Origin of the sequence: Actinoplanes sp. NPDC049265 (assembly GCF_043197135.1) — a bacterium.
Classification (GTDB): Bacteria; Actinomycetota; Actinomycetes; order Mycobacteriales; family Micromonosporaceae; genus Actinoplanes.
This window is the reverse complement of record NZ_JBICSP010000003.1, coordinates 175,887-201,190: the sequence shown is the minus strand read 5'-3', so window position 1 is coordinate 201,190 and position 25,304 is coordinate 175,887. Positions and strand designations below refer to the sequence as shown.

20 protein-coding genes are annotated in these 25,304 nt (G+C 70.6%); 8 read left to right on the top strand and 12 right to left on the bottom strand.

Annotation, left to right across the window (positions count from 1 at the left end; all coding sequences use genetic code 11):
• Positions 1-29: 29 nt before the first annotated feature.
• Complete coding sequence (locus ACGFIO_RS10755) at positions 30-971, bottom strand: exopolyphosphatase (protein WP_392824832.1); 942 nt, start codon at positions 969-971, stop codon at positions 30-32.
• Positions 972-1,127: 156 nt separating this feature from the next.
• On the opposite strand from ACGFIO_RS10755, the gene zwf reads away from it, so the two are divergent.
• Positions 1,128-2,621, top strand: a complete 1,494-nt coding sequence (gene zwf, locus ACGFIO_RS10750) for a glucose-6-phosphate dehydrogenase (protein ID WP_392824830.1) — start codon at positions 1,128-1,130, stop codon at positions 2,619-2,621.
• Between the two features lie 126 nt (positions 2,622-2,747).
• Entirely contained in the window at positions 2,748-3,080 is a 333-nt protein-coding gene (locus ACGFIO_RS10745; protein ID WP_392824827.1) for an STAS domain-containing protein, read from the top strand.
• A 45-nt stretch (positions 3,081-3,125) separates the two neighbouring features.
• On the opposite strand, the gene ACGFIO_RS10740 is transcribed toward ACGFIO_RS10745, so the two are convergent.
• Together ACGFIO_RS10740 and ACGFIO_RS10735 are read right to left on the bottom strand one after the other, a co-directional pair.
• Positions 3,126-5,096, bottom strand: coding sequence for a PPC domain-containing protein (locus ACGFIO_RS10740; RefSeq protein ID WP_392824825.1), 1,971 nt, complete (start codon positions 5,094-5,096; stop codon positions 3,126-3,128).
• A gap of 112 nt (positions 5,097-5,208) precedes the next feature.
• Positions 5,209-6,252 carry an ROK family protein gene (locus ACGFIO_RS10735; RefSeq protein WP_392824822.1) on the bottom strand — a complete coding sequence of 348 codons (1,044 nt, stop codon included), beginning with the start codon at positions 6,250-6,252 and terminating at the stop codon, positions 5,209-5,211.
• Between the two features lie 116 nt (positions 6,253-6,368).
• Between ACGFIO_RS10735 and ACGFIO_RS10730 the strand changes: the two genes are divergently transcribed.
• On the top strand, positions 6,369-7,883 hold the full coding sequence (locus ACGFIO_RS10730) for a DUF1800 domain-containing protein (RefSeq protein WP_392824820.1): 1,515 nt from the start codon (positions 6,369-6,371) through the stop codon (positions 7,881-7,883).
• A gap of 35 nt (positions 7,884-7,918) precedes the next feature.
• Positions 7,919-9,151, top strand: a complete 1,233-nt coding sequence (locus tag ACGFIO_RS10725) for a DUF1501 domain-containing protein (protein WP_392824817.1) — start codon at positions 7,919-7,921, stop codon at positions 9,149-9,151.
• A gap of 1 nt (position 9,152) precedes the next feature.
• Here the strand turns inward: ACGFIO_RS10725 and ACGFIO_RS10720 are convergent, their stop codons facing one another.
• From ACGFIO_RS10720 to ACGFIO_RS10680, 9 genes are all read right to left on the bottom strand, one after another.
• Complete coding sequence (locus tag ACGFIO_RS10720; RefSeq protein WP_392824815.1) at positions 9,153-10,814, bottom strand: tetratricopeptide repeat protein; 1,662 nt, start codon at positions 10,812-10,814, stop codon at positions 9,153-9,155.
• Positions 10,807-11,844 (bottom strand): hypothetical protein, encoded by a 1,038-nt coding sequence (locus tag ACGFIO_RS10715; protein WP_392824813.1) that lies wholly within the window; start codon positions 11,842-11,844, stop codon positions 10,807-10,809. Before ACGFIO_RS10715 ends, ACGFIO_RS10720 begins: the two co-directional genes overlap by 8 nt.
• Positions 11,845-11,971: 127 nt before the next feature.
• Positions 11,972-13,222 carry a multiple monosaccharide ABC transporter permease gene (gene mmsB, locus ACGFIO_RS10710; RefSeq protein WP_392824810.1) on the bottom strand — a complete coding sequence of 417 codons (1,251 nt, stop codon included), beginning with the start codon at positions 13,220-13,222 and terminating at the stop codon, positions 11,972-11,974.
• Positions 13,219-14,745, bottom strand: coding sequence for a multiple monosaccharide ABC transporter ATP-binding protein (mmsA, locus tag ACGFIO_RS10705; RefSeq protein ID WP_392824807.1), 1,527 nt, complete (start codon positions 14,743-14,745; stop codon positions 13,219-13,221). The genes mmsB and mmsA overlap by 4 nt, the downstream gene beginning before the upstream one ends.
• On the bottom strand, positions 14,742-15,872 hold the full coding sequence (chvE, locus tag ACGFIO_RS10700) for a multiple monosaccharide ABC transporter substrate-binding protein (RefSeq protein ID WP_392824804.1): 1,131 nt from the start codon (positions 15,870-15,872) through the stop codon (positions 14,742-14,744). The genes mmsA and chvE overlap by 4 nt, the downstream gene beginning before the upstream one ends.
• A gap of 14 nt (positions 15,873-15,886) precedes the next feature.
• Positions 15,887-17,371, bottom strand: coding sequence for an L-arabinose isomerase (gene araA, locus ACGFIO_RS10695; protein WP_392824802.1), 1,485 nt, complete (start codon positions 17,369-17,371; stop codon positions 15,887-15,889).
• Positions 17,368-18,042 carry an L-ribulose-5-phosphate 4-epimerase gene (locus tag ACGFIO_RS10690; RefSeq protein ID WP_392824801.1) on the bottom strand — a complete coding sequence of 225 codons (675 nt, stop codon included), beginning with the start codon at positions 18,040-18,042 and terminating at the stop codon, positions 17,368-17,370. The genes araA and ACGFIO_RS10690 overlap by 4 nt, the downstream gene beginning before the upstream one ends.
• A 58-nt stretch (positions 18,043-18,100) precedes the next feature.
• Positions 18,101-19,726 (bottom strand): ribulokinase, encoded by a 1,626-nt coding sequence (gene araB / locus ACGFIO_RS10685; RefSeq protein ID WP_392824798.1) that lies wholly within the window; start codon positions 19,724-19,726, stop codon positions 18,101-18,103.
• Between the two features lie 70 nt (positions 19,727-19,796).
• Positions 19,797-20,774 (bottom strand): LacI family DNA-binding transcriptional regulator, encoded by a 978-nt coding sequence (locus ACGFIO_RS10680; RefSeq protein WP_392825468.1) that lies wholly within the window; start codon positions 20,772-20,774, stop codon positions 19,797-19,799.
• Positions 20,775-20,954: 180 nt separating this feature from the next.
• Between ACGFIO_RS10680 and ACGFIO_RS10675 the strand changes: the two genes are divergently transcribed.
• The 4 genes from ACGFIO_RS10675 to ACGFIO_RS10660 all read left to right on the top strand — a co-directional run bounded on the left by ACGFIO_RS10675 (position 20,955) and on the right by ACGFIO_RS10660 (position 24,809).
• A complete protein-coding gene (locus tag ACGFIO_RS10675) occupies positions 20,955-22,352 on the top strand; it encodes a DUF2252 domain-containing protein (protein WP_392824796.1) in 1,398 nt (465 codons plus the stop codon).
• Positions 22,349-22,753 carry a pyridoxamine 5'-phosphate oxidase family protein gene (locus tag ACGFIO_RS10670; RefSeq protein WP_392824793.1) on the top strand — a complete coding sequence of 135 codons (405 nt, stop codon included), beginning with the start codon at positions 22,349-22,351 and terminating at the stop codon, positions 22,751-22,753. Before ACGFIO_RS10675 ends, ACGFIO_RS10670 begins: the two co-directional genes overlap by 4 nt.
• A 262-nt stretch (positions 22,754-23,015) precedes the next feature.
• Positions 23,016-23,963 (top strand): pirin family protein, encoded by a 948-nt coding sequence (locus ACGFIO_RS10665; RefSeq protein ID WP_392824790.1) that lies wholly within the window; start codon positions 23,016-23,018, stop codon positions 23,961-23,963.
• Between the two features lie 408 nt (positions 23,964-24,371).
• A complete protein-coding gene (locus tag ACGFIO_RS10660; RefSeq protein ID WP_392824787.1) occupies positions 24,372-24,809 on the top strand; it encodes a hypothetical protein in 438 nt (145 codons plus the stop codon).
• The last annotated feature ends 495 nt before the right edge of the window (positions 24,810-25,304 follow it).

Below are 25,304 nucleotides of genomic sequence, written 5' to 3'. Positions count from 1 at the left end.
CCCGGATGACGCCCTGGGCTACCACGGGTTCAGCCGACGGAGGCCGTACGCGGGGATTTGAGGGCGTCAATGATCTCCCGCTCGACCCGCTCGGCGTCGGAGTGCGGAACCTGGCAGGTGCCCGCGGCCAGGTGACCGCCGCCGCCGTAGCGCAGCATGACCTCGCCGATGTCGACCGGCGACGTACGGTCCAGGATCGATTTGCCGCAGGCGAAGACCGTGTTGAGCTTGGCCCGGCCCCAGATCACGTGCACCGACACCCGGGCCTGCGGGAACATCGCGTACACCATGAACCGGTTGCCGGCGTGGATGGTCTCCTCGTCGCGCAGGTCGACCACGACCACGTCGCCCTCGACCCGGCTGACCCGCTCGAGCTGCTCGGAGAACATCGCCGAGCAGTCCCGGTAGAGGTCGGCCCGCTCGGCCACGTCGGGCAGGGCCAGGATCTCGTGCACCTCCTGCATCTGGATGCAGGCGTCGATGAGCAGCATCATCAGCTGGTAGTTGGAGATCCGGAACTCCCGGAACCGGCCCAGCCCGGTGCGGCTGTCCATCAGGAAGTTGAGCAGCGTCCAGCCCTCGGGATTGAGGATGTCGTCCAGCGAGTAGGCCGCCGAGTCGGCCTGGTCGACCGCGCGCATCAGGTCGTCGGAGATCTCGGGGAAGCGCTGGACCCCGCCGAAGTGCTCGTAGATGACCCGGGCGGCGGACGGGGCGTCGGGGTCGATGACGTGGTTGGACAGGCCGGCCTCATTACGCAGCGTCTCGGAGTGGTGGTGGTCGAAGACCATGTAAGCGCCCGGCGCGTACGGCAGGTTGGTCAAGATGTCACGTTCGGTTATCTCGACCGCGCCGTCCTGGACATCCTTGGGGTGTACGAACGTGATGTCGTCGATCATGTCCAGGACACGCAGCAACACCGCACAGACCAGGCCGTCGAAATCGCTGCGGGTGACCAGCCGGTACTTCACGTGACGCTCCCTCGATGCCTCGCCGTTACACCCCAATATGCCACTTTTGTGGGGGTAGACCCGGTGCGATGGCCAGGACGGGTGTGAACCCTGGGCGCGGCGCGCTGCGTAAGGTTCAGTCAGACGCTCACATCGGCCGGAGGACGATCAAAGATCATGGATACCGCCCCTCAGCTCATCCAGGAGCGCAGCGCCCCGCCCGCCACTCTGGTGATCTTCGGCGCGTCGGGTGACCTGACCCGGCGCAAGCTGCTCCCGGCGGTCGAGAGCCTGGCCCGGCACAACCGCCTACCCGCCGAGTTCGCGCTGGTCGGCGTCGCGCGTACGCCGATGGAGGACGCCCAGTTCGCCGGCAGCGCGCTGGGCGGCCGCAGCCTGACCGACAAGCCGCAGCTCCAGGGCGGCATCCGCTACGTGTCCGGCGGCTACGACAACCCCGAGACCTACAAGCGGCTCGCCGAGGTGCTCGACGAACTCGACGCGTCCCGGGGTACCTCGGGCAACCGCATCTTCTACCTGTCCACCCCGGCCGAGGCCTTCGAGCCGGTGATCAACGGGCTGGCCGGAGCCGGGCTCAACCACGCGCGCGAGGGCTCCTTCTCGCGGCTGGTCATCGAGAAGCCGTACGGCCGCGACCTGCCCAGCGCCCACGAGCTGGACGGCATCGTGCACGCCGCGTTCGACGAGCACCAGGTCTTCCGGATCGACCACTACCTGGGCAAGGACACCGTCCAGAACGTCCTCGCGCTGCGCTTCGCCAACTCGATCTTCCAGCCGATCTGGGACCGTTCCTGGGTCGACCACGTGCAGATCACCGTGGCCGAGACCCTGGGCGTCGGCACCCGGGGCGGGTTCTACGAGCACGCCGGCGCGATGCGCGACATCGTGCAGAACCACGTCCTCCAGGTGCTCGCGCTGGCCCTGATGGAGCCGCCCGCGTCGTTCGAGGCCGAGGGGCTGCGCAACGAGAAGGTGAAGCTGCTCCAGGCGGTCCGGCTGCCCACCAACCGGGACGTGGCCGACCTGGCCGTCCGCGGGCAGTACACCCGCGGCGGGACGCGCGACGACCTGATGGCGGGCTACCGCGAGGAGCAGGGCGTCGACCCGCTGTCGCGGACCGAGACGTACGCCGCGATGCGGCTGAACGTGGACAACTGGCGCTGGGCCGGGGTGCCGTTCTATGTGCGCACCGGAAAGCGCCTCCCGGCCCGCCTGACCGAGGTCGCGCTGCAGTTCCAGCGGCCGCCGCACCTGCCGATCCCGACCAGTCAGCTCACCGATCTCGAAGCGGACGCGCTGGTACTACGGATCCAGCCCAACGAGGGCATCTCGCTACGCTTCGGGGCCAAGGTGCCCGGCCACTCCTTCCGGGTGCGCACGGCCAGCATGGACTTCGCGTACGACACGACGTTCACCGAGGAGTCGCCCGAGGCGTACGAGCGGCTGCTGCTGGACGCCCTGCTCGGCGACCCGACGCTGTTCATCCGCACCGACGAGGTCGAGCAGTGCTGGCGGATCGTCGACCCGATCATCGAGAACTGGGCCGGCGACCAGTCACCGATCCCGACCTACGAGGCGGCCTCGTGGGGCCCGACCGACGCCAACCGGCTGATCGAGCGCAGCGGCCGCAGGTGGCGTAACGAGGTCTGACGCCTCTCGATAAGTCGCATAGGGTAGAGGATCAGCGGTAGCTCAGAGCGGTATCCGGGTCACGGATACCGCTCCTGGCTACCACTGGAAGTAACCCCTCCCCGGAACGAAAGCGACACCCCCAAAATGCAGGTCTCGGTCGCGAACCACCCACCGAACACGGCCGTCCTGAATCTGCGCGGCTCGCTCGACATCGACACCGCGCCGTCCCTCAAGGCGAACCTGTCCCGGCTCGTCGAACGCACCGCTCCGCACGTCGTGGTCGACCTCTCCGGCCTCGACTTCTGCGATTCGATGGGCGTCGGCGTGCTGGTCGCCGCGCACGGCCGCGCGTTGGAACGAGGGGGCTGGGTCCGCCTGGCCGCGCCGTCCCGTTTCCTCCGCCGGCTGCTCGACACGCTCGGTCTGACCGAATTCCTGGCCCTCTACAGCGACGTGGAGGCCGCCCTCAAAGAGTGAAGGGCGCCCCGGTGGCCCGGGGCGCCCTTCCTTCTCGCGGGGTTGCTAGCTGGTGATGCCGAAGGCGATCCGGCCCAGCGTGTCCTCGGTGCCGATGAAGCCCTCGGCCGGCGAGAACGCGTCGTCACCGAAGTCGACGTCCACGTCGTCCACGGTGCCACCGATGTTGTCCGGACCGACGCCGAACAGGTTCTGGAAGTTGGCGCCGCCCGCGTCCTGCAGGTTCACGTTCGCACTGGCGTTGTCGGTGTGGAAGTTGCCGAAGAAGTGGCCCGCCTCGTGGGCGGTCACGTTGCCGACGGCCTGCGCCACGAACGCGATCCGGTCGCTGGTCGGACCGAGGTACGTGTTCAGCGACGCCTGGCTCGACCCGGCCGGGGCGCTCAGCGTGTCGAGCAATACCAGCGCGGACTCTTCGGTGTCGAAGTTGCCCGGGTCGATGCTCTGGGCGATGCCGATGGTGGCGATGCCCGACTCGGCCTGGGTGCCGCCGATGACGATCCGGCTGACGTTCGGGTCGCCGAAGGTGTCGTCGTCGTCCAGGCTGTTGGTCACCTGCAGCTTGAACCGGTTGTTCAGGCCCGAGTCGATCATGTCCTGCTTGAGGTTCTCGGTGACGCTGGCCGTGATGGCCGCGATCAGCTCGTCCTCCTGCGTCCGCGGGATGTTCCAGCGGGACATGAACGCGGCGAACGGGCTGAGCGTGTGGGTGCCGGAACCGCCGAAGACCGAGGTGTTGACCCGGCCGCCGTCGAAGTCCAGGAACAGCGTCTGCACCGGCGGGGTGTTGCCCTGGAGCACCGGGCGGAAGGCCTCGACGGTGATGTCGTACGTGCCGGCGCCGGACTCGACCCCGATGAAGTGCCAGCCGGCCTGGGTCGCGACGTAGTCGGTCTGTGCGTTGCCACCGGCCGGGAGCGGCGAGGTGGCCGGGTAGATCGACGACGCGTCGGCGCTGGAGCCGTGCACCTCACGCGGAAGCGTGTCGTAGACGGTGATGTAGGACGGCGCGCCGGTCACCGAGGCGCCGAGCACGTCACCCTTCTTGAGGTTCACCGCGAAGAAGTCCACATCGGCCTGGGCCGAGGTGATCGCGATGTCGTAGGTGCCCTCACTGGTCCACCCGTCGCCACTGGCCGGGTCGGCCGGGCTGGCCTGCAGGTTGCCGTACGCGCCGACCGCGAGGTAGTAGGTGCCGGCCGCCGGGACCTTGAAGCGCAGCTTGCTGGCGAACCCCTCGTCCGCGCCGTCGTCGTCCAGCGCGAGCTGGGTGCCGTCGGCCGCGTACAGCCGCACCAGCGTGTCCAGCCCACCGGCCAGGTTGGAGGTCTCGGCGGTGATGGTGTCGCCGGCCGGCGCGGTGATCGCGTAGAAGTCGAAGTCACCCTTCTCGTCGCCGAGCGAGCCGTGCGCCCCGTCACCGATCTCGCCGGTGGTGGTGATGCCGTCCACGCCGGCGGTGGTGCCGATGCCGGTGACGCGGGCGGTCGGGATGCTGCCGTCCTCCTCGGCGTTCGGCGCGGCCGCCACGGTCGTGACCGCCTCGTTGTCGAGCTGGCCGATCACCCGGGCCGCCGACGCCTGGCCGGAGCCGGTGCCGAAGCCGCGCAGCCGCTGCGCGAAGTCCGGGTTGTCGTTGCCGCCACGGGTGCCCTTGAACTCGTCCTCGGAGAACAGGACGGGCAGCGCGGCCGCCCGTGCGCCCGCCTTGGACTGGGCCTTGAGCTTGGCCGCGGCCTTGGCCGAGGCCTGCTTGGCCAGGTATGTCTTCCAGCCGCTGTAGTCCGCCTGAGCCGGGTCGGCCAGGTTGGCCAGGTATGGGTTGACACCCTTGGGCTTGGTTCCCGGCTTGGCCTTCGGCGCGAACGGAACGCCGTCGGCGAGGGCGGCCTTCTCGACGGCGTTCAACCCGGAGTGCGATCCACCCGCGGGATCCGGTGCAGCGGTCGCCACGCCCGGTGTCAGCGTGAACAGCCCGAGCAGCACTGCTCCGGCGGTCGCGATGCTCCTTCGCATCTGTATTCCCCCTTCAGCGCGTCTCCGGCCCCCAGCCGAAGACAGCAACCGGAACGCTACTGAAGGTGGCGATCAATATCTAGCCTGGTCGATTGACGCACATATGACGGACCTATGTGGACTTGACGGTGTCCAATGCGGCCACTGCCGCTCCGCGGGCGCCGGCCATGTCCAAGTCCGCTACCAGGGCAAACTCGGCTACGGCGAGTTGTTCCCGGCGAAGGTCGGTATTTTCCCGTACGGCGGCCAAGAACCACTCCCGGAACCCGGCGGTCGCCTCTACGACACCTCCACCCAGGAAATATGCATGTGGATCAGTGAAATTCGCGGCGATCGTGAAGAGCTTGCCGATTGCCTTGGCCTGTTGGCCGAACACGGCCAGGGCGAGTGGGTCTTCTTTTTCGCCGTACCCGCGTAAAAGCTTGGCCGCTTTCTCGATGGGCGCGGCAGCCAATGGGTGCGTGGGGAATTTGGACAGCCAGTACGGCAGCAGATTGTTCTTGATGCCGGTCAGTGAGGCGATGCTCTCGACGTCACCGGTGAAGCCGCAGTTGCAGGCCGGCACCGGCTGGTCCGGCTCGAGCAAATCGTGCAGCGGGATCTGCACGTGGCCGAGCTCGCCGGCCATCCCGGCGACGCCGCTGATCACCCGGCCGTCGGCCACCACCCCGCCGCCCAGGCCGGTGCCGACGATCGCCGAGATCGAGCCGGTCACCAGCGCCCGGTCACCGAAGTGCCGGTGGTGCGCGTAGAGCGCGGCGGCGTTGGCGTCGTTGTTGTAGACCACCGGCAGGCCGATCCGGGCCTCCAGCGCGCCCCGGATGTCGAACCCGTGCCAGGACGCCTGGTTGAAGTTGGTCGAGCCCTTGGACGAGATCACGCCGTCGGCGCTGGCCGGGCCCGGAGTGTCCAGGCCGACCGCGCGCACCAGCGTCGGCGGCGTGCTGGTCAGCGCCAGGATGTTGGTGAACGCCTCGGCCAGCTGCTCGACCGCCGCCTCGGGACCCTCGGTCACCAGGCTCGGGTTCTCGACCAGACGGTCCACCAGGTATCGGCCGGTGGCGTCCAGGACCGTCGCGTTGTTGCAGGTCCCGCCGTTGTCCAGCCCCACGACGACCCAGGACGCCGGGGTGCGCACCGCTTCGAAGTGATCCACACCACGAGACTACGTCCGCGCGGGCCCGGGCGGGAACGGGTGCCCAGGGATTGCGCCTCGGTTGCGCGAGTCCGAATCGACGAAGTGCGCTGCTCGCAGGTGTCGAAGAGCCGGGCATGACCTCGCGCCGCACCGTCCTCGCCGCCACCGCCGTCGCCGCCACCGCCACCGTCGCGGGCGGTCTGGCCCTGGCCGAGCCCGCGCTCGCCGCCGGTCCGGCCGGCCTGCTGCCGGAGGACCGGATCGCGCACCTGCTGCGGCGGGCCACGTTCGGCGCGACGCCGGCGACCCTGGCCGCGGCGACCGGGCTCGGCGTCGAGGGCTGGCTGGACCAACAGCTCAGCCCGGCCGCCATCGGCGACGCGGTCTGTGACGGAGTGCTGGCCCGGCTACCGCTGGCCAACGCCGACATCGCGACGGTGCGGGCCAAGCTGCCACCGCACTCGTACGAGGCGATGGGCCAGCTCGGCCGGGCCACCCTGGCCCGCGCCATGTGGAGCAACCGGCAGCTGCTGGAAAGCACCGTCAACTTCTTCAACAACGTGCTGCACGTCGCGGCGCCGTCGTCGGGCGTCTGGGACAGCCGCGGCGACTACGACAAGCAGGTCATCCGCAAGCACGCCCTCGGCACCTTCGCCGACATGCTCAAGGCGTCGGCCCGGCACCCGGCCATGCTGACCTACCTGGACAACCGGTCGTCGACCAAGCTGCACCCGAACGAGAACTACGCCCGCGAGCTGATGGAACTGCACACCGTCGGCCTGATCTACAGCGAGGACGACGTCAAGGCGGCGGCCCGGCTGCTCACCGGCCTGACCGTGGGCGCCGGCGGCACGTACACCTACAACGCCTCCCGGCACGCCACCGGCGCGGTCAGCGTGCTCGGCTTCAAGCACGCCAACGCCACCGCGGAGGGCGGCGAGGCGGCCGCCCTGGCCTTCCTCGACCACCTGGCCCGGCACCCGGCCACCGCGACCCGGCTGGCCACCCGGCTGTGTGTCCGGTTCGTGGCCGACGAGCCGCCCGCCACGCTGGTGGCCCGGCTGGCCCACGTCTACCTGGACAACGGCACCGCGATCGCCCCGGTGCTGCGGGCGCTGTTCACCTCGGCCGAGTTCGCCGCCTCGGCCGGCCAGAAGGTGCGCACGCCGTTGGAGGATCTGACCGCGACCGTACGCACCCTCGGCCTCGCCCCCGAGAAGGCCGGCGTCAAGGCCCTCGACGCCCTCTACAACATGCTCGTGGACGCGGGCAACGCGCCGCTGCGCTGGGCCCCGCCCAACGGTTACCCGGACGTGGCCGCCGCCTGGGCCTCGCCGTCCGCCTTCCTCATGCGCTGCAACAGCCACCTCAACCTCGCCGCCGGCTGGTACCCCAGCCAGCTCGTCCGCCCGGCCGGCATGCTCACGTCGCTCGTGCCCGTCCTGCCCGCCACGTACGGCGCCCTGGTCGACGCGCTGGCCCGGCGGCTGGTCGGCACCACGCTCCCGGCCGCGCACACCGAGGCCGTGCTCAGTGTCGCGGGCAAGCTGCCGACGAGTTCCTTGAGCAGTTCCGACAAGTCGCTCGCGGGCAGCCTGCCGTACCTGATCGCGCTGATCCTCGACGCGCCGACCTTCTCGCTGAGGTGAGTACCGTGTCTTCCGCCGACAAATGCTGTGAGGAAATGTCCGGTATATCGCGTCGAGGTGTGCTGGCCGCCGGTGGTGGCGCCGCGCTGGCCGGACTCGTGGGCGAGGGCCTGTCCACCCGGCTGGCCTACGCCGGCGAGGGCTACACCGGTGACACGCTGGTCGTGCTGTCGCTGCGCGGCGGCTTCGACGGGCTGTCGGCGATCGCCCCGATCGGCGACACCGATTACTACCAGGCCCGGCCCGGCATCGCCCTGCCCAAGAGCGCGGTGATCGCCGGTGACGGCACGTTCGGGCTGCACCCGGCGCTGACCCCGCTGCTGCCGCTGTGGAACGGCGGGCAGCTGGCCGCGGTGCAGGCGGTCGGTCAGCCCAACCCGACCCGGTCGCACTTCGCCGCGATGGAGGAGATGGAGCGGGCGGCGGCCGGGACGTCGCTGCGTACCGGCTGGCTCGACCGGATGCTCGGCCTGACCGGGGCGACCGGGCCGCTGGCCGGGGTGGCGCTGGGCAACGCCATGCCGGCCCGGATCTTCGGCGGCCCGTCGGCCGACGTGTCGATGGCCTCGGTCGAGAGCTTCACCCTGGCCGGCGAGAGCGCCAAGCGCCCGATGGCCGCGGCGCTGCGCGCGATGTACGCCGGCGCGCCGGCCGCGCTGGCTGCTCCCGCCCTGGCCGCCGACCGGGCGCTGACCGCGTCGGTGCCGCTGCGCGCGGAGAAGTACACGCCGGCCGGCGACGCGATCTATCCGGCCACGCCGCTCGGCGCCGCCCTGCGCGACCTGGCCCGGCTGATCAAGGCCGGCGTCGGGCTGGCCGCCGCCGCGGTCGACTCCGGCGACTGGGACATGCACGAGGCGCTCGGCCCCGCGGTCAAGGGTCAGCGGATGTACGACAACCTGTACGACGCGTCGCTGGCCCTGGCCGCCTTCGCCGCCGACCTCGGTCCCGACGGGCTGGCCAAGGTGACCCTGGTGACGGTCAGCGAGTTCGGCCGCCGGGTGGCCGAGAACGGCTCCAGGGGCGCCGACCACGGGCACGGCAACGCGATGCTGCTGCTCGGCGGCGGCGTCCGGGGCGGCAAGGTCTACGCCGACTGGCCCACCCTGGCGCCCGGCGCGCTGGCCGACGGCGACCTGGCCGCCACCACCGACTATCGCGCCGTGATCGGCGAGATCCTGCAGAAGCGCTGCGGCTTCGGCGCGCTCGACGAGGTTTTCCCGACCATCAGACCGTCGTCGTTCGGCCTGGCCGTCGCCCGCTCGTGACTCACCGGCCGGCGGTCAGCTCGGTGAGCCGCCGGTCGGCCGTCAGCATCCGGTCGCTGGTCTCGAGCACCTGGTTCGGTTGGTCCAGCCGCTCGTAGCAGCCCCGCAGCACGGTCAGGAAGACCAGCTCGCGGCGCAGGTAGACCGGAAGCGGGGCGTCGATCGTCTCCATCAGGGCGATGGCCTGCTCGTACCGGCCGGCCGCGGTGGCGTCGTCGCCCCGGGCGAGCAGGGCGTCCAGGCCCAGCCCGGCGGTGGCCTCGGCGGCCAGCCAGCGCGCGTGCGCGGAGTCGGCGACGGCCGGGCGCAGCCGCAGCACCTCGCCGAATTCCCGGTCGGCGGCGGTGTAGGCGCCCCGGGTGCTGCCGTGCTGGCCCCGGCAGGCGGCGCCCAGCCCCAGCCCGAGGTGGGCCTTCAGGCCGAGCAGCCCGCTCTCCGGCGGCCCGCTCAGGTAGGCCCGGTAGTTCTCCTCGGCCCGGTCCAGACCGGACACGTCGGCGCCGGGCCGGCAGTTGACACCGGCCCGGTACGCCTCGGCCAGCCCGACCAAAGCACGGCCGTAACCGGGCTGCGCCTCCAGCGCCCGCTGGAAGTAGGCGATCGACCGCTGCGGGTTGCGCCGGCCGGCCGCGTTGCCGGCCATCAGGTCGACGACCGCCCGGTGGACCACCGGCCCCCGCACCTCGGCGCCGATCAGCTCCAGCTCGGTGCCGGCCCGGACGAAGTGGCTCTCGGCCGTCTCGTAGTCGTCGTCGGCGTAGGCGCCCAGCCCGCGGACGAAGCTGACCACCGCGGCCAGGTAGTGCCGGGTCGCGTCGGACAGCTCGCCGGTCGTCCCGGCCGGCTCGGTCAGGGTCAGGTCGTGCCGGCCGCCGAACTCGGGGGTCTCGCCCAGCGGCCGGTCGCCCAGGAAGATCTCGACCGTGGTGACCGTACGGGCGCCGGCCGGGCGCACGGACGGCCGCAGCACCACGTCGGCGTTCTGCTCGGCCGCGGTGCCCGCGAGGTCGGCGCCGGGCGGGTCGGCGAGCGCCTTGATTTGGATCGCGGCCGAGTCGCCGGCCCAGGCCCGCAGGTCCCGGTCGAGCGCGCGGGCCACCGAGGGGCCGGCGGCGGTGAGGACCAGGACGTTGAAGGCGCCCGCCATCGGCGTCGGCACCGACCGTTGATCGCCGGCCACCACCGCGGCCACGGCCACGAGAGCGGCCACGACGGCGGTGACGGTACGGGTCCGGCGGGCCGGTGCCGCGGCCACCCCAGCCACCGCCGGCGCGTCGGCCACCCCCGGCAACTCGGCCACCGCCGGCGCGCCGGGCTCGAACGGCATCGGCGCCGGTGACGCGTCGGGGGCCAGGCCGGCCTGATGCCAGCGGGCCTCCCAGCGCGGCAGCTCCCGGACCAGTTCGTCGGTGCGCCCGGCGTGGCGGAGGCAGCCGATCACGTACGCGCGGGTGGTCTCCCACGACGGCAGGCGACGACCGCCGGCCGCCTCCGACAGCGTGCTCGTGGCACAGTGGGCCAGCCCGCTGAGCACCCGGTAGGGCGGGTTCCCGCATTCGGCCCGGAGGTCGCGCAACCGCTGCGCGAAGTCGCGCAGGTTGGCCGGGACGGTCTCGTCGAGCTCGGCCTCACGCCGCCCCCGCCGCGCCGCCGTGTCAGTCACGTCCGGCCTCCGACGTGCAGAAGACATTCAGATGCGGCCCGTCGCCGAGCCCCGGGCCGGTGATGCCCCAGCAGGCGTCGGGCAGGTCGCCGCCGGTCCGGAGCACGGCGTGGCCGCCGCCCATCGCGTCGGCGTGGACCCGGAAGGTCGAATAGAAGTGGTCCTCGCGGTAGACATCGAAGTCCACTGTGCCATTGGCCGGATATCCGGCGTAATAGAGATTCAGGTCGACGCTGTGATCGATCTGCCCGTGTCCGCGGTCGAGCCACAGCCGCGGCCGCTCCGGCCGGGTCACCGTGAAGACCTGCTCGGCCTGCCGGTCGCCCTGCCGGGCGGCCACGCGGTAGCCGCCGGCCCGGTCCGACGGCCGGATCGGCCGGGGAAAGAAGAAGTCGTCGGTGGCGGTGAAGGAGACCGGCCGCCCGCCCGGCGGTGTGATGGTGACCCCGAGCGGCCGGTGCTGATCGAAGCCGAGGAAGCAGAGCAGGAACTCGGTCGGGATCAACGGCTTGCTCGCCATCTCGATGCGCGGCCGCGTCGCCTCCGGGTCGAAGCACTCGGGGCCGCCGCCGAAGAAGAACTCCACCTGTTCGGGCACGCCCGACGGGCGCGGATCCCGCTCCTGCAGAGCGCCCTCGATCAGGACCGGGTCGTCGGCCGGCGGGTCGCCCTGCTCGGGCGGGGACGAACTCGACCCGGCCGGGGCCGGGTGCCGTTGCGCCGGACCGGCGACCTGGGCGTGCGGGCCCGGCCGGCGGGTGGTCGGCTCCGGGACCGGTGGCACCGGCGCCGGTGGCACGGGTCCCGGCGACGCCGGCGCGATCGCGCTCGGCCGCCCGCCGGCCGGTGCCGGGCCCGGGACCGCGGACGGCGGCGCGGCGGCCGGCTCCGGCCGGTGGACGGCGACCAGCACCGCGCCGGTCGCGGCCACGGCGACGAGCAACGCCCCGCCGATGATCGTCAGCCGCCTGACGCTCGGTCGCCACCGCGTACCCATGCCGTCCTCCCCGAGACCCCGCCGCGGGTCCATCGTGGAGGAAGGTACCGAAAAGTCCGGTGAACAGTCGGATTCAGGTCAGTGGAATGACCTCGGTGATAGCGCAAGGCGGTGTCCAGGGCCCGGACACCGCCCGGCGCTACCACCGGAAAGACGCCGGTCAGCGGGCCGCGCCGGCCCGCCGCTTGGTCCACACGTCGAAGGCCACGGCGGCCAGCAGCACCGCGCCCTTGACGAACATGACCGACTCGGTCTGCGCCCCGATCAGGCTCATCCCGTTGTTGATCACGCCCATGATCAGGCCGCCGGTGATCGCGCCGACGACCTTGCCGACGCCGCCCTGCACCGCGGCGCCGCCGATGAACGCGGCCGCGATGGCGTCCAGCTCGAACTGGTCACCGGCGGTCGGGTTGGCCTGGTTGAGCCGCCCGGCGAAGATGATGCCGGCCAGCGCGGCCAGCACGCCCATGTTCACGAAGATCCAGAAGATCACCGACTTGACCTTCACGCCGGACAGGGTGGCGGCCTGCAGGTTGCCACCGACGGCGTAGATCTGCCGGCCGAACACGGCCCGGTTGGTCAGCAACGAGTAACCGATCACCAGCGCGGCCAGCAGCACCAGCACCCAGGGCAGGTTCTTGAACCGGGCCAGCTGGATCACCACGAACATGATGACCAGAGCGGCCAGCGCGATCTTGGCCACGAACACCGGCAGCGCCTCGACCTGCTGCTCGTACCGGAGCCGGGCCGACCGGGCGCGCCACTGGGTGACCGCGATCGCGCCGACCGCGACCACGCCGACCAGCAGGCTGAGCAGGTCGGCGCCGCCGAGCGGACCGAGCCCGATGTTGCCCAGGTAGCCCTCGCTGAACCCGTTGGCCAGGGTCCGGACCTGGTCCGGGAACGGGCCGATGCCCCGGTTGCCGAGCACGGTCAGGGTGACCGCGCGAAACAGCAGCATGCCGGCCAGGGTCACGATGAACGCCGGGATGCCGAAGTAGGCGACCCAGTAACCCTGCCAGGCGCCGATCAGGCCACCGATGATCAGGGTCGCGATCAGGGCGACCGGCCAGGGCCAGCCGTGGTTGACCATCATCACCGCCGCGAACGCGCCGCTGGCGGCCACGATCGAGCCCACCGAGAGGTCGATGTGTCCGGCGATGATCACCAGGATCATCCCGATCGCCAGGATCAGGATGTACGAGTTCTGCACCACGATGTTGCTGATGTTCTGCGGTGCCAGCAGGTCGCCGCCGGTGAGAATGGTGAACAGCACCACGATCGCCGCGAAGGCGAAGTAGATGCCGCTCTGGCGCACGTTCAACCGCAGGCGCCGGGGTGCCTCCGGGCCGCCGCCGGCCGGTACCGGGTCGACCGCAAGGTCGGCATTGCTGGGCGCGACGCTGGTCATTGCGCCTGCCCTGCGGTCATGAGCGTCATCAGGCCCTCCTGGGTGGCGTCCGACCGGGGCACCTCACCGGTGATCCGGCCGGCCGACAATGTGTAGATCCGGTCGCACAGGCCGAGCAGCTCGGGCAGCTCCGAGGAGATGAGCAGCACCGCTTTGCCCTGTTCGGCGAGCCGGTTGATGATCGTGTAAATCTCGTACTTGGCTCCCACGTCGATGCCCCGGGTGGGCTCGTCGAGGATCAGGACGTCCGGGTTGGTGAAGATCCACTTGGACAGGACGACCTTCTGCTGGTTGCCGCCGGAGAGTTTGCCGGTGATGCTCGCGACGCTGGGCGCCTTGATGTTCATCGACCGGCGGTACTCCTCGGCCACCTTGGACTCCTCGTTCTCGTCCACCCAGCCGCGGCGGGCGAGCTTACGCAACCCGGCCGCCGACACGTTGCGCTTGATGTCCTCGATGAGGTTCAGGCCGTAGCGCTTGCGGTCCTCCGTGGCGTACGCGATGCCGTGCCTGATCGCGTCGCGCACCGACCGCAACTGGATCTCCCGGCCGTCCTTGAAGATCCGCCCCGAGATGCCGGTGCCGTACGCCCGCCCGAACACGCTCATCGCGAGCTCGGTGCGCCCGGCGCCCATCAGCCCGGCCAGGCCGACGATCTCGCCCCGGCGCAGCGTCAGGTTGGCGTTGCGGACCAGGACCCGGCCGTGCTGGGTCGGGCTGTGCACGGTCCAGTCCTCGATCCGCAGGATCTCGTCGCCGACGTGCGGCTCCCGGGGCGGGAACCGGTGGTCGAGGTCGCGGCCCACCATCCCGGAGATGATCTTGTCTTCGGTCACCTCGTCGGCGACCATGCTCATCGTGCTGATGGTCTTGCCGTCGCGCAGGATGGTGACCCGGTCGGCGATGGCCATCACCTCGTTCAGCTTGTGCGAGATGATCACCGAGGTGATGCCCTCGTCGCGCAGCCCGCGGATGAGGTCGAGCAGGTGCTCGGAGTCCTCGTCGTTGAGCGCCGCCGTGGGCTCGTCCAGGATCAGCAGCTTCACCTCCTTGGAGAGCGCCTTGGCGATCTCCACCAGCTGCTGCTTGCCCACACCCAGGTCGACCACCGGGATCACGGCGCTCTCGGCCAGGCCCACGCGGCGCAGCAACTGCTGCGCCGCCTGGTTGGTGCGGTTCCAGTCGATCATCCCGCGGGTCGCCTGCTCGTTGCCGAGGAAGATGTTCTCGGCGATCGACAGGTTCGGGGCCAGCGCCAGCTCCTGGTGGATGATGACGATGCCCCGGTGCTCGCTGTCCCGGATGCCGGCGAACCGGCACGGCTCGCCGTCGAAGAGGATCTCTCCGTCGTACGAGCCGTGCGGGTAGACGCCGGACAGCACCTTCATCAGCGTGGACTTGCCCGCGCCGTTCTCCCCGCAGATCGCGTGGATCTCACCGCGTTCCACATCCAGCGTGACGTCCTGCAAGGCCTTCACACCCGGGAAGGTCTTGGTGATGCCCCGCATCTCGAGGATGCTCATTTCAGGTCGGAGTCCTTGTAGTAGCCGGTCTGGACGAGTTCCTTCTCGTAGTTGGTCTTGTCGACCACGACCGACTCGAGCAGCATCGACGGCACGATCTTGACGCCGTTGTCGTAGTCCTTGTCGTTGTTGGTGGTCGGCTTCTGACCCTTGAGCACGGCGTCGGCCATCTGCACGGTGGTCTTGGCCAGTTCGCGGGTGTCCTTGTAGATGGTGGAGTACTGCTCACCCTTGATGATCGACTTGACCGAGGCGACCTCGGCGTCCTGGCCGGTGACGATCGGGTAGGGCTGGCCCGCCGTGCCGTAACCGTTGCTCTTCAGCGCGGACAGAATGCCGATCGAGAGGCCGTCGTACGGCGAGAGCACGCCGTCCACCTTCAGACCCGAGCGGTACGTCGAGGTCAGCAGGTTCTCCATCCGGTCCTGAGCCACCTTCGGCTGCCAGCGCAGGATGGCGATCGTCTTGAAGTCCTGCTGCTTGCTCGGCACCTTCAATGTGCCCTTGTCGATGTACGGCTTGAGCACCGACATCGCGCCGTTGTAGAAGAACGTCGCGTTGTTGTCGTCGGGCGAACCGGCGAACAGCTCGATGTTGAACGGACCCTTGGCCGAGCCCGGCGACCCGTCCGCGTTGACCAGCTTCAGCCCGGTCAGCAACGACGTCGCCTGCTGGACCCCGACCTTGAAGTTGTCGAAGGTCGCGTAGTAATCGACGTTCGGCGAATTGCGGATCAGCCGGTCGTACGCGATGACCGGGATCTTGTTGTCCTTGGCGCTCTGCAGCTGGGTGGTGAGCGCGGTGCCGTCGATCGACGCGACGATCAGCAGCTTGGCGCCCTTGGTGATCTGGTTGTCGAGCTGGTTCACCTGGGTCGGGATCTTGTCCTCGGCGTACTGCAGATCGACCTTGTAGCCCAGCGCCTCGAGCTGCTTCTTCAGGTTGTCGCCGTCACCGATCCAGCGTTCCGAGGACCGCGTCGGCATGGTGACACCGATCAGCGCGCCGGCGTTGTCGGTGCCACCGGACGCCTCCTTGTCGGCGGTCTTCTCGCTGGAACCGCAGGCGGCCAGCGCCGCGGTGAGGACGACGGCGGAGGTTACCGCCGCCAGACGGGTGTATCGCATGAAGAACTCCTTGTTCACAGCGGGCGGGCCAGACGGTAGTACGCCTGATTCCATCGGATTCGATCGGAAAAATCACTCACATTGGTCGATGTGTCGATGAGAAGCAACTCGGTGTTGAGCATGGTGGCGAAATCGCGGAGGGTCTCCGAGCCGACCGCCGCGGTCAGTACGGTGTGGTGCGGGCCGCCGGCCGTCAGCCAGCACTCGGCCGAGGCGGACAGCGACGGGCGCGGCTTCCACACCGCCCGGGCCACCGGCAGCCGGGGCAGCGGGGCGTCCGGAGGCACCACGTCGACCTCGTTGGCGACCAGCCGGAACCGCTCGCCCATGTCGGCCAGGCCGATGACCACGGCCGGCCCGGGGGCGGCGTCGAAGACCAGGCGTACCGGATCCTCGCGGTTGCCGATGCCGAGCGGGTGGATCTCCACCCGAGGGGTGCCGGCCGCGATCGTCGGGCACACCTCGAGCATGTGCGCGCCCAGGATCTTGGGCTCGCCCGGTCCGAAGTGGTAGGTGTAGTCCTCCATGAAGGACGTCCGGCCGCCCGGCGCCATGGCCTTGACCGTGGCCAGCAGCACCGAGGTCTTCCAGTCGCCCTCACCGCCGAACCCGTACCCCTCGGCCATCAACCGCTGCACGGCCAGACCCGGCAGCTGACGAAGCCCACCCAGGTCCTCGAAGTTGGTGGTGAAAGCGCCGAAGCCGCCGTCGGTCAGGAACCGCCGCAGCCCGGCCTCGATCCGCGCGGCGTAACGCAGGGACTCGTGCCGGTCACCGCCGCGGGCCAGTTCGGGGGCCAGCTCGTACGCGTCGGCGTACTCGGCGACCAGCTTGCCGACCTCGTCCTCGCCGGCCGCGTCGACCAGCTCGACCAGGTCGTTCACGCCGTACGTGTTGACCGAGACACCGAACCTCAACTCGGCCTCGACCTTGTCCCCCTCGGTCACGGCCACGTCCCGCATGTTGTCGCCGAACCGCGCCAGCCGCAAGGTCCGCAGGTGCTGCACGCCGATCGCGGCGCGCGCCCACCGGTTGATCCGCTCGACCACCCCGGGGTCGGCGGCGTGCCCGGCCACGGTCTTGCGGGGCACGCCCAGCCGGGCCTGGATGAACCCGAACTCCCGGTCGCCGTGCGCGGCCTGGTTGAGGTTCATGAAGTCCATGTCGATGGACTCCCACGGCAGCGCCTCGTTGAGCTGGGTGTGCAGGTGCAGCAGGGGCTTGCGGAGCGCGTCCAGCCCGGTGATCCACATCTTGGCCGGTGAGAACGTGTGCATCCAGGCGATCACGCCGACACAGGACGGGTCGGCGTTGGCGGCCAGCATCACGTCCCGGATCGCGGCGCTGCCGGTGAGCACCGGCTTGCCCACCAGCTCGGCCACCAGCCCGTTGCCGGTGAGCATCCGCTGGATCTGCCCGGACTGGTCGGCCACCTGGTCGAGGGTCTCCGGGCCGTACAGTCCCTGACTACCGGTGAGGAACCAGACTTGGGGTGTCACGCTCGGGGCTCCTGTCCGTAGACGTTCTGGTACCGGTCGAAGAGGGAGTCCACGTGCTGCCGCGGAATCGGCACCGGCTCCCCGAGCTGGCGGGCGATGTGCACGGTACGGGCGACGTCCTCGCACAGCACCGCGGCCTTGACCGCCGCCCTGGCGTCCGGGCCGACGGTGAACGGGCCGTGGTTCTGCATCAGGACGGCCCGGGACCGGCCGGCCCGCAGCGTCGCGACGATGCCGCGGCCGATCGAGTCGTCGCCGATCAGCGCGAACGGCCCGACCGGGATCTCGCCGCCGAACTCGTCGGCGATCATCGTGAGCACGCACGGGATCGGCTCGGCCCGCGCGGCCCAGGCGGTGGCGTAGGTGGAGTGCGTGTGCACCACTCCCCCGACCTCGGGCATGTGCCGGTAGACGTACGCGTGGGCGGCGGTGTCGGACGACGGCGACAGATCGCCCTCGACCAGCTTGCCGTCGAGGTCGGTGACCACCATGTTCTCCGGGGTGATCTCGTCGTAGCTGACACCTGACGGCTTGATCACCAGCAGGTCCTCGCCGGGTACCCGGGCGGAGACATTGCCGGCGGTCCACACGACCAGTTCGTTGCGGGGCAGCTCGGCGTGCAGGGTGGCCACCTGCTCGCGCAGCTTTTTGATTTCCTGGGCGACGGTCACGCGGCGCCTCCCACCCGACAAACGGCAAACCAGACAGCACGACGCTCGCTTCGCTCGGTCATGCCGTCGCGACCTTCCGCTGAATGGCGCGAAGCTTGCGCATGACGGTGTTCTCGCCTCGACCGAAGTAGTCGTGCAGCCGTACGTACTCGGCGAAAAGCTCGTCATAGATCTCGCCCGCCGCCGGGTCCGGCCGCCAGACCCCCTCCCGCTTGCGGCCCATGGCCGCGGCCGCGGCACGCACGTCCGGATACGCACCGGCAGCCGCGGCGGCATGGATCGCCGAGCCCAGCGCCGGGCCCTGGTCCGACCCGATCACCGACAGTGGCATCTTGAGCACGTCGGCGTAGATCTGCATGACCAGCGGGTTCTTGATCAGCCCGCCCGCCGCCACGAACTCGTTGACCGGCACGCCGGCCTGGTTGAACGTCTCGACGATGACCCGGGTGCCGAAGGCGGTCGCCTCGATCACCGCGCGGTAGAGGTCCTCGGGCTTGGTGGCCAGGGTCTCGCCGACCACCAGGCCGGAGAGCTCGGCGTTGACCAGCACCGAACGGTTGCCGCCGTGCCAGTCGAGCACCAGCAGGCCGTGCTGACCGGCCTTCTGCCCGAGGGCCAGGTCGGTCAGCTGCTCGTGGGTGTGGCCGGGCGGCACCACGTGGGCGAAGATGTCGCCGACGCCGCTCTGGCCGGCCTCGTAGCCGTACAGGCCCTCGACGATCCCGCCGTCGACCACCCCGCACATGCCGGGTACGACCTTGACCTCGCCGGCGTTGATCATGTGGCAGGTCGAGGTGCCCATCACCGCGACCATCTGGCCCGGTTCCAGTGCCTGGGCGGCAGCCGAGGTGACGTGCGCGTCGACGTTGCCGACGGCGACCGCGATGCCCTCGGGCAGGCCGGTCCACTCCGCCGCCCGCGCGCCGAGCCGGCCGGCCGCCTCGCCCAGCTGCCCGATCGGCTGGTCCAGCCTGGTGTCGACGAAATCGGCGAAGTCCGGGTTGAGCTCGCTCAGAAAATCTCTCGACGGGTACGCGCCGTCCTGCCGGATGCCCTTGTAGCCGGCCGTGCAGGCGTTGCGGACGTAGTCGCCGGTGAGCTGCCAGATGATCCAGTCGGCGGCCTCGACCCAGCGCTCGGTGGCCGCGTACACCTCCGGGTCCTCCTCGAGGACCTGCAGGGCCTTAGCGAACTCCCACTCCGAGGAGATCAGCCCGCCGTAGCGCGGGAGCCAGGACTCGGCCCGCTTCGCGGCGAGGGCGTTGATGCGATCGGCCTGTGGCTGGGCGGCGTGATGTTTCCAGAGCTTGACGTACGCGTGGGGAGAGGCGGCGAAACGCTCGAGCTCGTTGAGCGGGGTGCCGTCGGCCAGCGTGGGCACCATCGTGCAGGCGGTGAAGTCGGTGCCCACCCCGATCACCTGGGCCGGGTCGACCTGGGCCGCGCGCAGCGCCGCGGGGACGGCCTCGCGGAGCACCTCGACGTAGTCGGACGGGACCTGCAACGCCCAGTCGTGACCGAGGGGCGTGCCGTCGGGCAGCGCCTCGGTCAGCACCGCGTGCGGGTAGTCGTGCACGGCCGAGCCGAGCTCGGCCCCGTCGGACACCCGGACCACGACGGCCCGGCCGGAGAGCGTCCCGAAGTCGATCCCCACGACGTAGGCCGGCGGTGTGTGCTGGGTCATGAGGCGAAAGTGTGAACGCTAACAATCGGCCGTGTCAACGGCTCCCGGCAACATTCAGGACACAGCGCTTTTACTTGCCGCTGCTCTTGCGCACCACCAGTTCCGGCTCCACCACGATCCGCCCCGGGGCGGCGTCCTCGTCGGCCATCTGGGCCAGCAGCAGATCGAGCCCGGCCACGGCCACCGCGGCGAAGTCGGGCCGCACCGTGGTCAGCGGCGGAATCAAGTACGCGGCCTCGGGCACATCGTCGAAACCGACCACGCTCACGTCTTCCGGCACCCGCCGCCCCCGCTCGTGCAACGCCCGCAACAGGCCCACGGCCAGGTGATCGTTGGCCGTGAAGATGGCCGTGACCTCGGGCATCCGGGCCAGCATCTGCCCCGCCGAGAAGCCCGCGGCGGCCGACCAGTCAGCCGGAACCGGCGGCGGCACCTCGGCCCCCGCCTCCTGCAGGGTCTGCCGCCAGCCCTCGATCCGGCCGGCCGCGTCGTACCAGTCAGGAGGCCCGGAGACGTGCCAGACCGTGCGGTGACCGGCCTCCAGCAGATGTTGGGTGGCCGCCCGGGCCCCGGCCACCTGATCGACCGTGACCAGCCCGTGCGCCTTGGTCGGATCGCCGTCGATGGTCACCACCGGCACGCCCGCGGGCAGCGCGTCCAGGCCCTCGCCGGCCGACGCGGTCGGCGCGATCACCACCAGCCCCGCCACCCGCTGGTCGAGGTGCCGGTCGACCGCCGCCGCCACCGACTCCCGGTCGAGCCGGGCCACGCTGGCCACACTCACCGCGAAACCGGCCTCGGCCGCGGCCAGCTCGAACGCCGCCAGCAGCGACGCCGGCCCGAACAGGGTGCTGTTCAAAGTGACGATGCCGAGCAGCTGGGAACGGCCGGTGACCAGCGTGCGGGCGGCCCGATTGGGTCGATAGCCGAGCTCGGCGATCGCCGCGCGGACCCGCAGACGGGTCTGCTCCTTGACGTTCGGGTGATCGTTGAGCACCCGCGAAACAGTCTGGTGCGAAACCCCCGCAAGCCGCGCGACGTCGGTCATGGCCGGGCCACGGGACCCCCTGATGTCCACCAACGCACCCTCAACCCCTCGAGAAAGGCCTGGAGATGAGACTAGCGCCGGGCCGGTCCCGTGACCCGTCGCCTCATGTTAGCGATAACACGACGCGGGTCAAGGCTCGTTTGTTTCCAGTTCATGTGCATCACCTAGAGTTGCGACACGATGAACACCGTGCTCGACTCCGGTCCCGACGAGGGGTTCAACTCGCTACGCCGGCCCGGCCGGCCCCGCAAGGAGCGGTACGAACTCGGCCGCTCCCTCCGCGAACGCGCGCACCGCTCGGACATGGCCTTCTGGACCCCACCGGACCGCCGCGCCGACGTCCTCGACCAGCTCGCCGAGGCCCACGAGGGCCGGGTCTCGTGGCTGGTCCCGGTGCGCGTCGGCCGGATGGTGGCGTCGCCCTACGCGTTCCTCCGGGGCTCGGCCAACATCATGGCCGACGACTTCGCCGCGCTGCCGCGTACCGGCATCAATTCGGTCATCTGCGGCGACGCGCACCTCGGGAACTTCGGCTTCTACGCCTCCCCCGAGCGCGAACTGGTCTTCGACCTGAACGACTTCGACGAGGCCCACCCCGGCGCCTGGGAATGGGACCTGCGCCGGCTCGTGGTCAGCGTGCACGTGGCCGGGCGGCAGAACGGGTTCCGGGAGAGCGCCTGCGCCGAGGCCGTGCGGCACTGCGTACGGGAATACCGCGCGCAGATCGGCCACCTGGCCGAACAGCCGCTGCTGGCCCGGTCGTTCGACCAGCTCGACGTCGACCGGTTGCGGCAGGCGGCGACCGGCTCGAACCTCAAGGAGTCGATCACCCGCGCCGCCCGACGAGCGCGTCGGCGTACCTCCGACCGGGCCCTTCCCCGCTTCACCGAGACCTCCGCCGGCGCGGTAAGGCTCGTCTCCGAGCCGCCCCTCATCACCCATTTGGACAATTCGGACAGGGATCTGATCTCGGACGCGCTCGACGGCTACCTGAACACCCTGCCGCCACACTGGGCGCGGATCCTCGGCGGATACCGGATCGTCGACATCGCCCACAAGGTCGTCGGTGTCGGCTCGGTCGGCCTGCGAGCCTACGTCGCCCTGTGCGAAGGCAGCAGCTCCGACGACGTCCTGTTCCTGCAACTCAAGCAGGCGCGGCGATCGGTCGTGGCCCGGCACGTGCACGGTGACGCGGCGTGGCACCGGCACCAGGGACAACGCGTAGTGGAATATCAGCAAGCGTTGCAGACCGTCAGCGACCCCCTGCTCGGCTGGGCGACAGTCGGCGAACGGCAGTATTACGTGCGGCAGTTCCGCGACATGAAAGGCGCGATCCTGGTGGAGGACATGAGCGCGGGCGCACTGTCGGACTACGCCGGCATCTGCGGCTACCTGCTCGCCAAGAGCCACGCCCGCACCAGCGGCGCGTCCATGATCGCCGGGTACGCCGGCGGCAGCGACAAACTCGACGAGGCGCTGTCCCGGTTCGCCCGCACCTACGCCGACCAGGTCGAGAGCGACCACGCCGAACTGCTGGCAGCGGTCCGGCGCGGCCTCCTCCCCGCGGAGGCGGCGTGAGCGGCGCCATCCCCCTGACCTCGGCCGCGTTGCAGGAATTCTGGACCGAGCGTCACCTCTGCACGCTGACCACCCTCCGCGCCGACGGCTCCCCCCACGTGGTGGCGGTCGGGGCAACCCTCCACGACGGCGTCGCGCGGGTGATCAGCTCCTCGTCGTCGGCCCACGTGCGGCACATCCGGGCCGGGGCCGCGCGGGTCGCGATCTGCCAGGTCGACGGTCCACGCTGGAGCACCGTCGAAGGTCTGGCCTCGGTGGACGCCTCGGGCGAGGGGCTCGCGCTAGCCGAGCGTCTCTACGCGGCTCGCTACCGGCTGCCTCGTCCCAACCCGTCCCGGGTCGCGATCGTCGTCGACATCACGCGCGTCCTCGGCGCCAATTCACTTCGCCCCGAAAGCTGATCCACTCAGGCGTCGTCGTCGCCCGGCCGGGCGGGGTCGGTGGCGGTGAGGCCCAGACTTCCCACCGCCCCCGCTCGGTCGTGGGCCAGGGCGGTTGCGCACTCGCGCTCGGGCGTGGGCCGTTCGCGCTCGGGCGTGGGCCGTTCGCGCTCGGGCGTCGTCGAATGTGACCTCGCGATTGCTGTCCACAGGGCCGGCGGTGTCGCGATGGCCACCGCTCGGAAGGGCGCCGGGCCTGGGATCGGCGGGATAGCGTGCAGGGGTGAGCAATCTGCAGGCCGATCCAGCGGTCGGACCCGAGGGCGGGCCCGTCGAGCTCCTCGACGGCGCCACCGTCGCGCTGGGCGGCCCGCGCGGCATGGCGGTCACCCGGACGCTGCCCAACCGGCGGCGGCGGATGGTCGGCGCGTGGTGCTTCCTCGACGCGTACGGCCCCGACGACCTCGCCGGCACGCCCGGAATGCGGGTCGGGCCGCACCCACACATCGGGCTGCAGACGGTCAGCTGGCTGGTCCAGGGCGAGGTGCTGCATCGAGATTCGCTGGGCCACCTTCAGGAGATCCGGCCCGGCCAGCTCAACCTGATGACGGCCGGGCGGGGTATCTCGCATTCGGAGGAGACGCCCGCGGTCAACTCCGGCGTGCTCCAGGGCGTACAACTCTGGGTCGCCCTGCCGGAACCGGCCCGCACCCGGCCGCCGGCCTTCACCCACCACGGCGACCTGCCGGTTCTCGACTTCGGTGACCTCCTCGCGACGGTGATCATGGGCGAGCTGGGCGGCGCGGTCTCGCCGGCGGCCACCTACAGCCCGCTGACCGGAGCGGAGATCACCGCGGCCGCGGGCGCTGACGGGGTGGTGCCGCTGCGGGCCGATTTCGAGTACGCGGTGCTCACGCTCGACGGCGCCGCCACGATCGACGGGCAGGAGCTGAAGCCCGGGCCGCTGCTCTATCTCGGCGAGGGCCGCACGTCCCTGCGCATCGAGGCCGGCCCGGCGACCCGGGTGCTGCTGCTGGGCGGCGAGCCGTTCGGGGAGGAACTGGTGATGTGGTGGAACTTCGTCGCATGCACGCATGAAGAGGTGGTGGAGGCACGCGCGAGCTGGGAGTCGGGGTCACTCTTCGGCGAGGTCCATGGGTACGCGGGGCCGCCGCTTCCCGCTCCGCCGATGCCGATCAGCCGACTGGTGCCCCGCGGCCGCATCCGCTGACCGGAGTCGTTGACCCGCGCCCCCGCCGCGCTACCGGCCGCGCCGCGCATCATTCCAGCGCGTTCCCGCCGCGCCACGCATTCTTCCCGCGCGTGCCCCCTTGCGGCCGCGCCCTACACGCGTCCTCCCAGCGCGCTCACGCCGCGCCACACGCCCTCCCAGCGCGCTTGCGCCGCGTGCTTTTCGTTGCGCCGATCCTCGCGGAGCGCATCCAATCAACGCGATGCCCGCGCCTGGCCTCCCGCCCAGCGTTATTGGCAGCGTCGCACCGTCACCACGGAGCTCGTTCGCGGTCTTGCGGCGGGGGTGATTTGCGGTGCGAGAGGCGGGATGTCGCACAAAGTCGCTTGACGGGCCGAAGGGGTGGGCGGATGGTCGAGGTATCCACAATCGGCCTGGAGCGCAGTCGTGACCATCCTCGACATCGGCAGGCTTGCCCTCATCGTCGCCGCACCGACACTCATCGGGGCGACGGTGGTCTATGCGCCGCGTTTCTGTGCCTTTGTGGCCGCGCGGTGGCAGGCTCGGCGTCCCGAGGAGCCGGTGCCGATCGGGCCGCCTATTCAACAGCTCGCCTGTGACCTGCGTCGACTGCTGCGGCTGCACGGCGAACTGACCGCCTCGGCGCATCTGGCCATGCGGGCGCATCGGCTGTGGGCGGTCGAGGCGGCGATCTCGGTGCGGGCGGTCGAGGCGGCGCGGGCTCTGGGCGTACCCCACCCTGAACCTGAACCACCCGCCAGCCTGAACCGGACCGAACTCCGCACCGTCCTGCACGCCCTGGCCGGCGCGGGGCTGGTCCTGCCCGCGAAGGTCGGCCCGTTCATCGGCGACGGCCGCTACTAACCGTTACCGGCGAAGGGCCGCAGTCAACCACACAGCCGCGGCGACGCCCACCTTCGAGCGCACGCCCTACGTCGGTCGCCACCAGCAAACGCACACTTCCCGTGGCGCGCCCGGGACCGGATGAATGCCTCGCGAGGACGCTCATCGGCCGGGACCGCCCTGAACCAACCCACGAGCATCTGAGCGAGGCCGGGCGACGACCGCTCCCCGCCCCGCGAAGGGACGACCGGAGACAACATCGAGCGCCTACCTGTGACGATCGCATGAAGGGTCGGCAGCGGCTGGGCTCGGCAACGAAACCAGCGGCTGGCTCGGCGGAAGAAGAACGGCGGCTGGGCTCGGCAGAAGAAGAACGGCGGCTGGGCTCGGCAGAAGAAGAACGGCGGCTGGGCTCGGCAGAAGACGACAGCAAAGAAGAGAACGGTGGCGAGGTGCACCTCGCCACCGTTCGGGACCCGGTCGGCGGACTTACGTACGGGGGCGGCCGCCGCCGAC

What these genes read in the sequence shown, in the direction of transcription:
- ACGFIO_RS10745 (WP_392824827.1), top strand. Translation starts at nt 2,748, where the DNA reads ATGCAGGTCTCGGTCGCGAACCACCCACCGAACACGGCCGTCCTGAAT.
- araB (WP_392824798.1), bottom strand. Translation starts at nt 19,726, where the DNA reads ATGACCCAGCACACACCGCCGGCCTACGTCGTGGGGATCGACTTCGGG.
- zwf (WP_392824830.1), top strand. Translation starts at nt 1,128, where the DNA reads ATGGATACCGCCCCTCAGCTCATCCAGGAGCGCAGCGCCCCGCCCGCC.
- chvE (WP_392824804.1), bottom strand. Translation starts at nt 15,872, where the DNA reads ATGCGATACACCCGTCTGGCGGCGGTAACCTCCGCCGTCGTCCTCACC.
- ACGFIO_RS10715 (WP_392824813.1), bottom strand. Translation starts at nt 11,844, where the DNA reads ATGGACCCGCGGCGGGGTCTCGGGGAGGACGGCATGGGTACGCGGTGG.
- ACGFIO_RS10680 (WP_392825468.1), bottom strand. Translation starts at nt 20,774, where the DNA reads ATGACCGACGTCGCGCGGCTTGCGGGGGTTTCGCACCAGACTGTTTCG.
- ACGFIO_RS10730 (WP_392824820.1), top strand. Translation starts at nt 6,369, where the DNA reads ATGACCTCGCGCCGCACCGTCCTCGCCGCCACCGCCGTCGCCGCCACC.
- ACGFIO_RS10740 (WP_392824825.1), bottom strand. Translation starts at nt 5,096, where the DNA reads ATGCGAAGGAGCATCGCGACCGCCGGAGCAGTGCTGCTCGGGCTGTTC.
- ACGFIO_RS10675 (WP_392824796.1), top strand. Translation starts at nt 20,955, where the DNA reads ATGAACACCGTGCTCGACTCCGGTCCCGACGAGGGGTTCAACTCGCTA.
- ACGFIO_RS10725 (WP_392824817.1), top strand. Translation starts at nt 7,919, where the DNA reads ATGTCCGGTATATCGCGTCGAGGTGTGCTGGCCGCCGGTGGTGGCGCC.
- mmsB (WP_392824810.1), bottom strand. Translation starts at nt 13,222, where the DNA reads ATGACCAGCGTCGCGCCCAGCAATGCCGACCTTGCGGTCGACCCGGTA.
- mmsA (WP_392824807.1), bottom strand. Translation starts at nt 14,745, where the DNA reads ATGAGCATCCTCGAGATGCGGGGCATCACCAAGACCTTCCCGGGTGTG.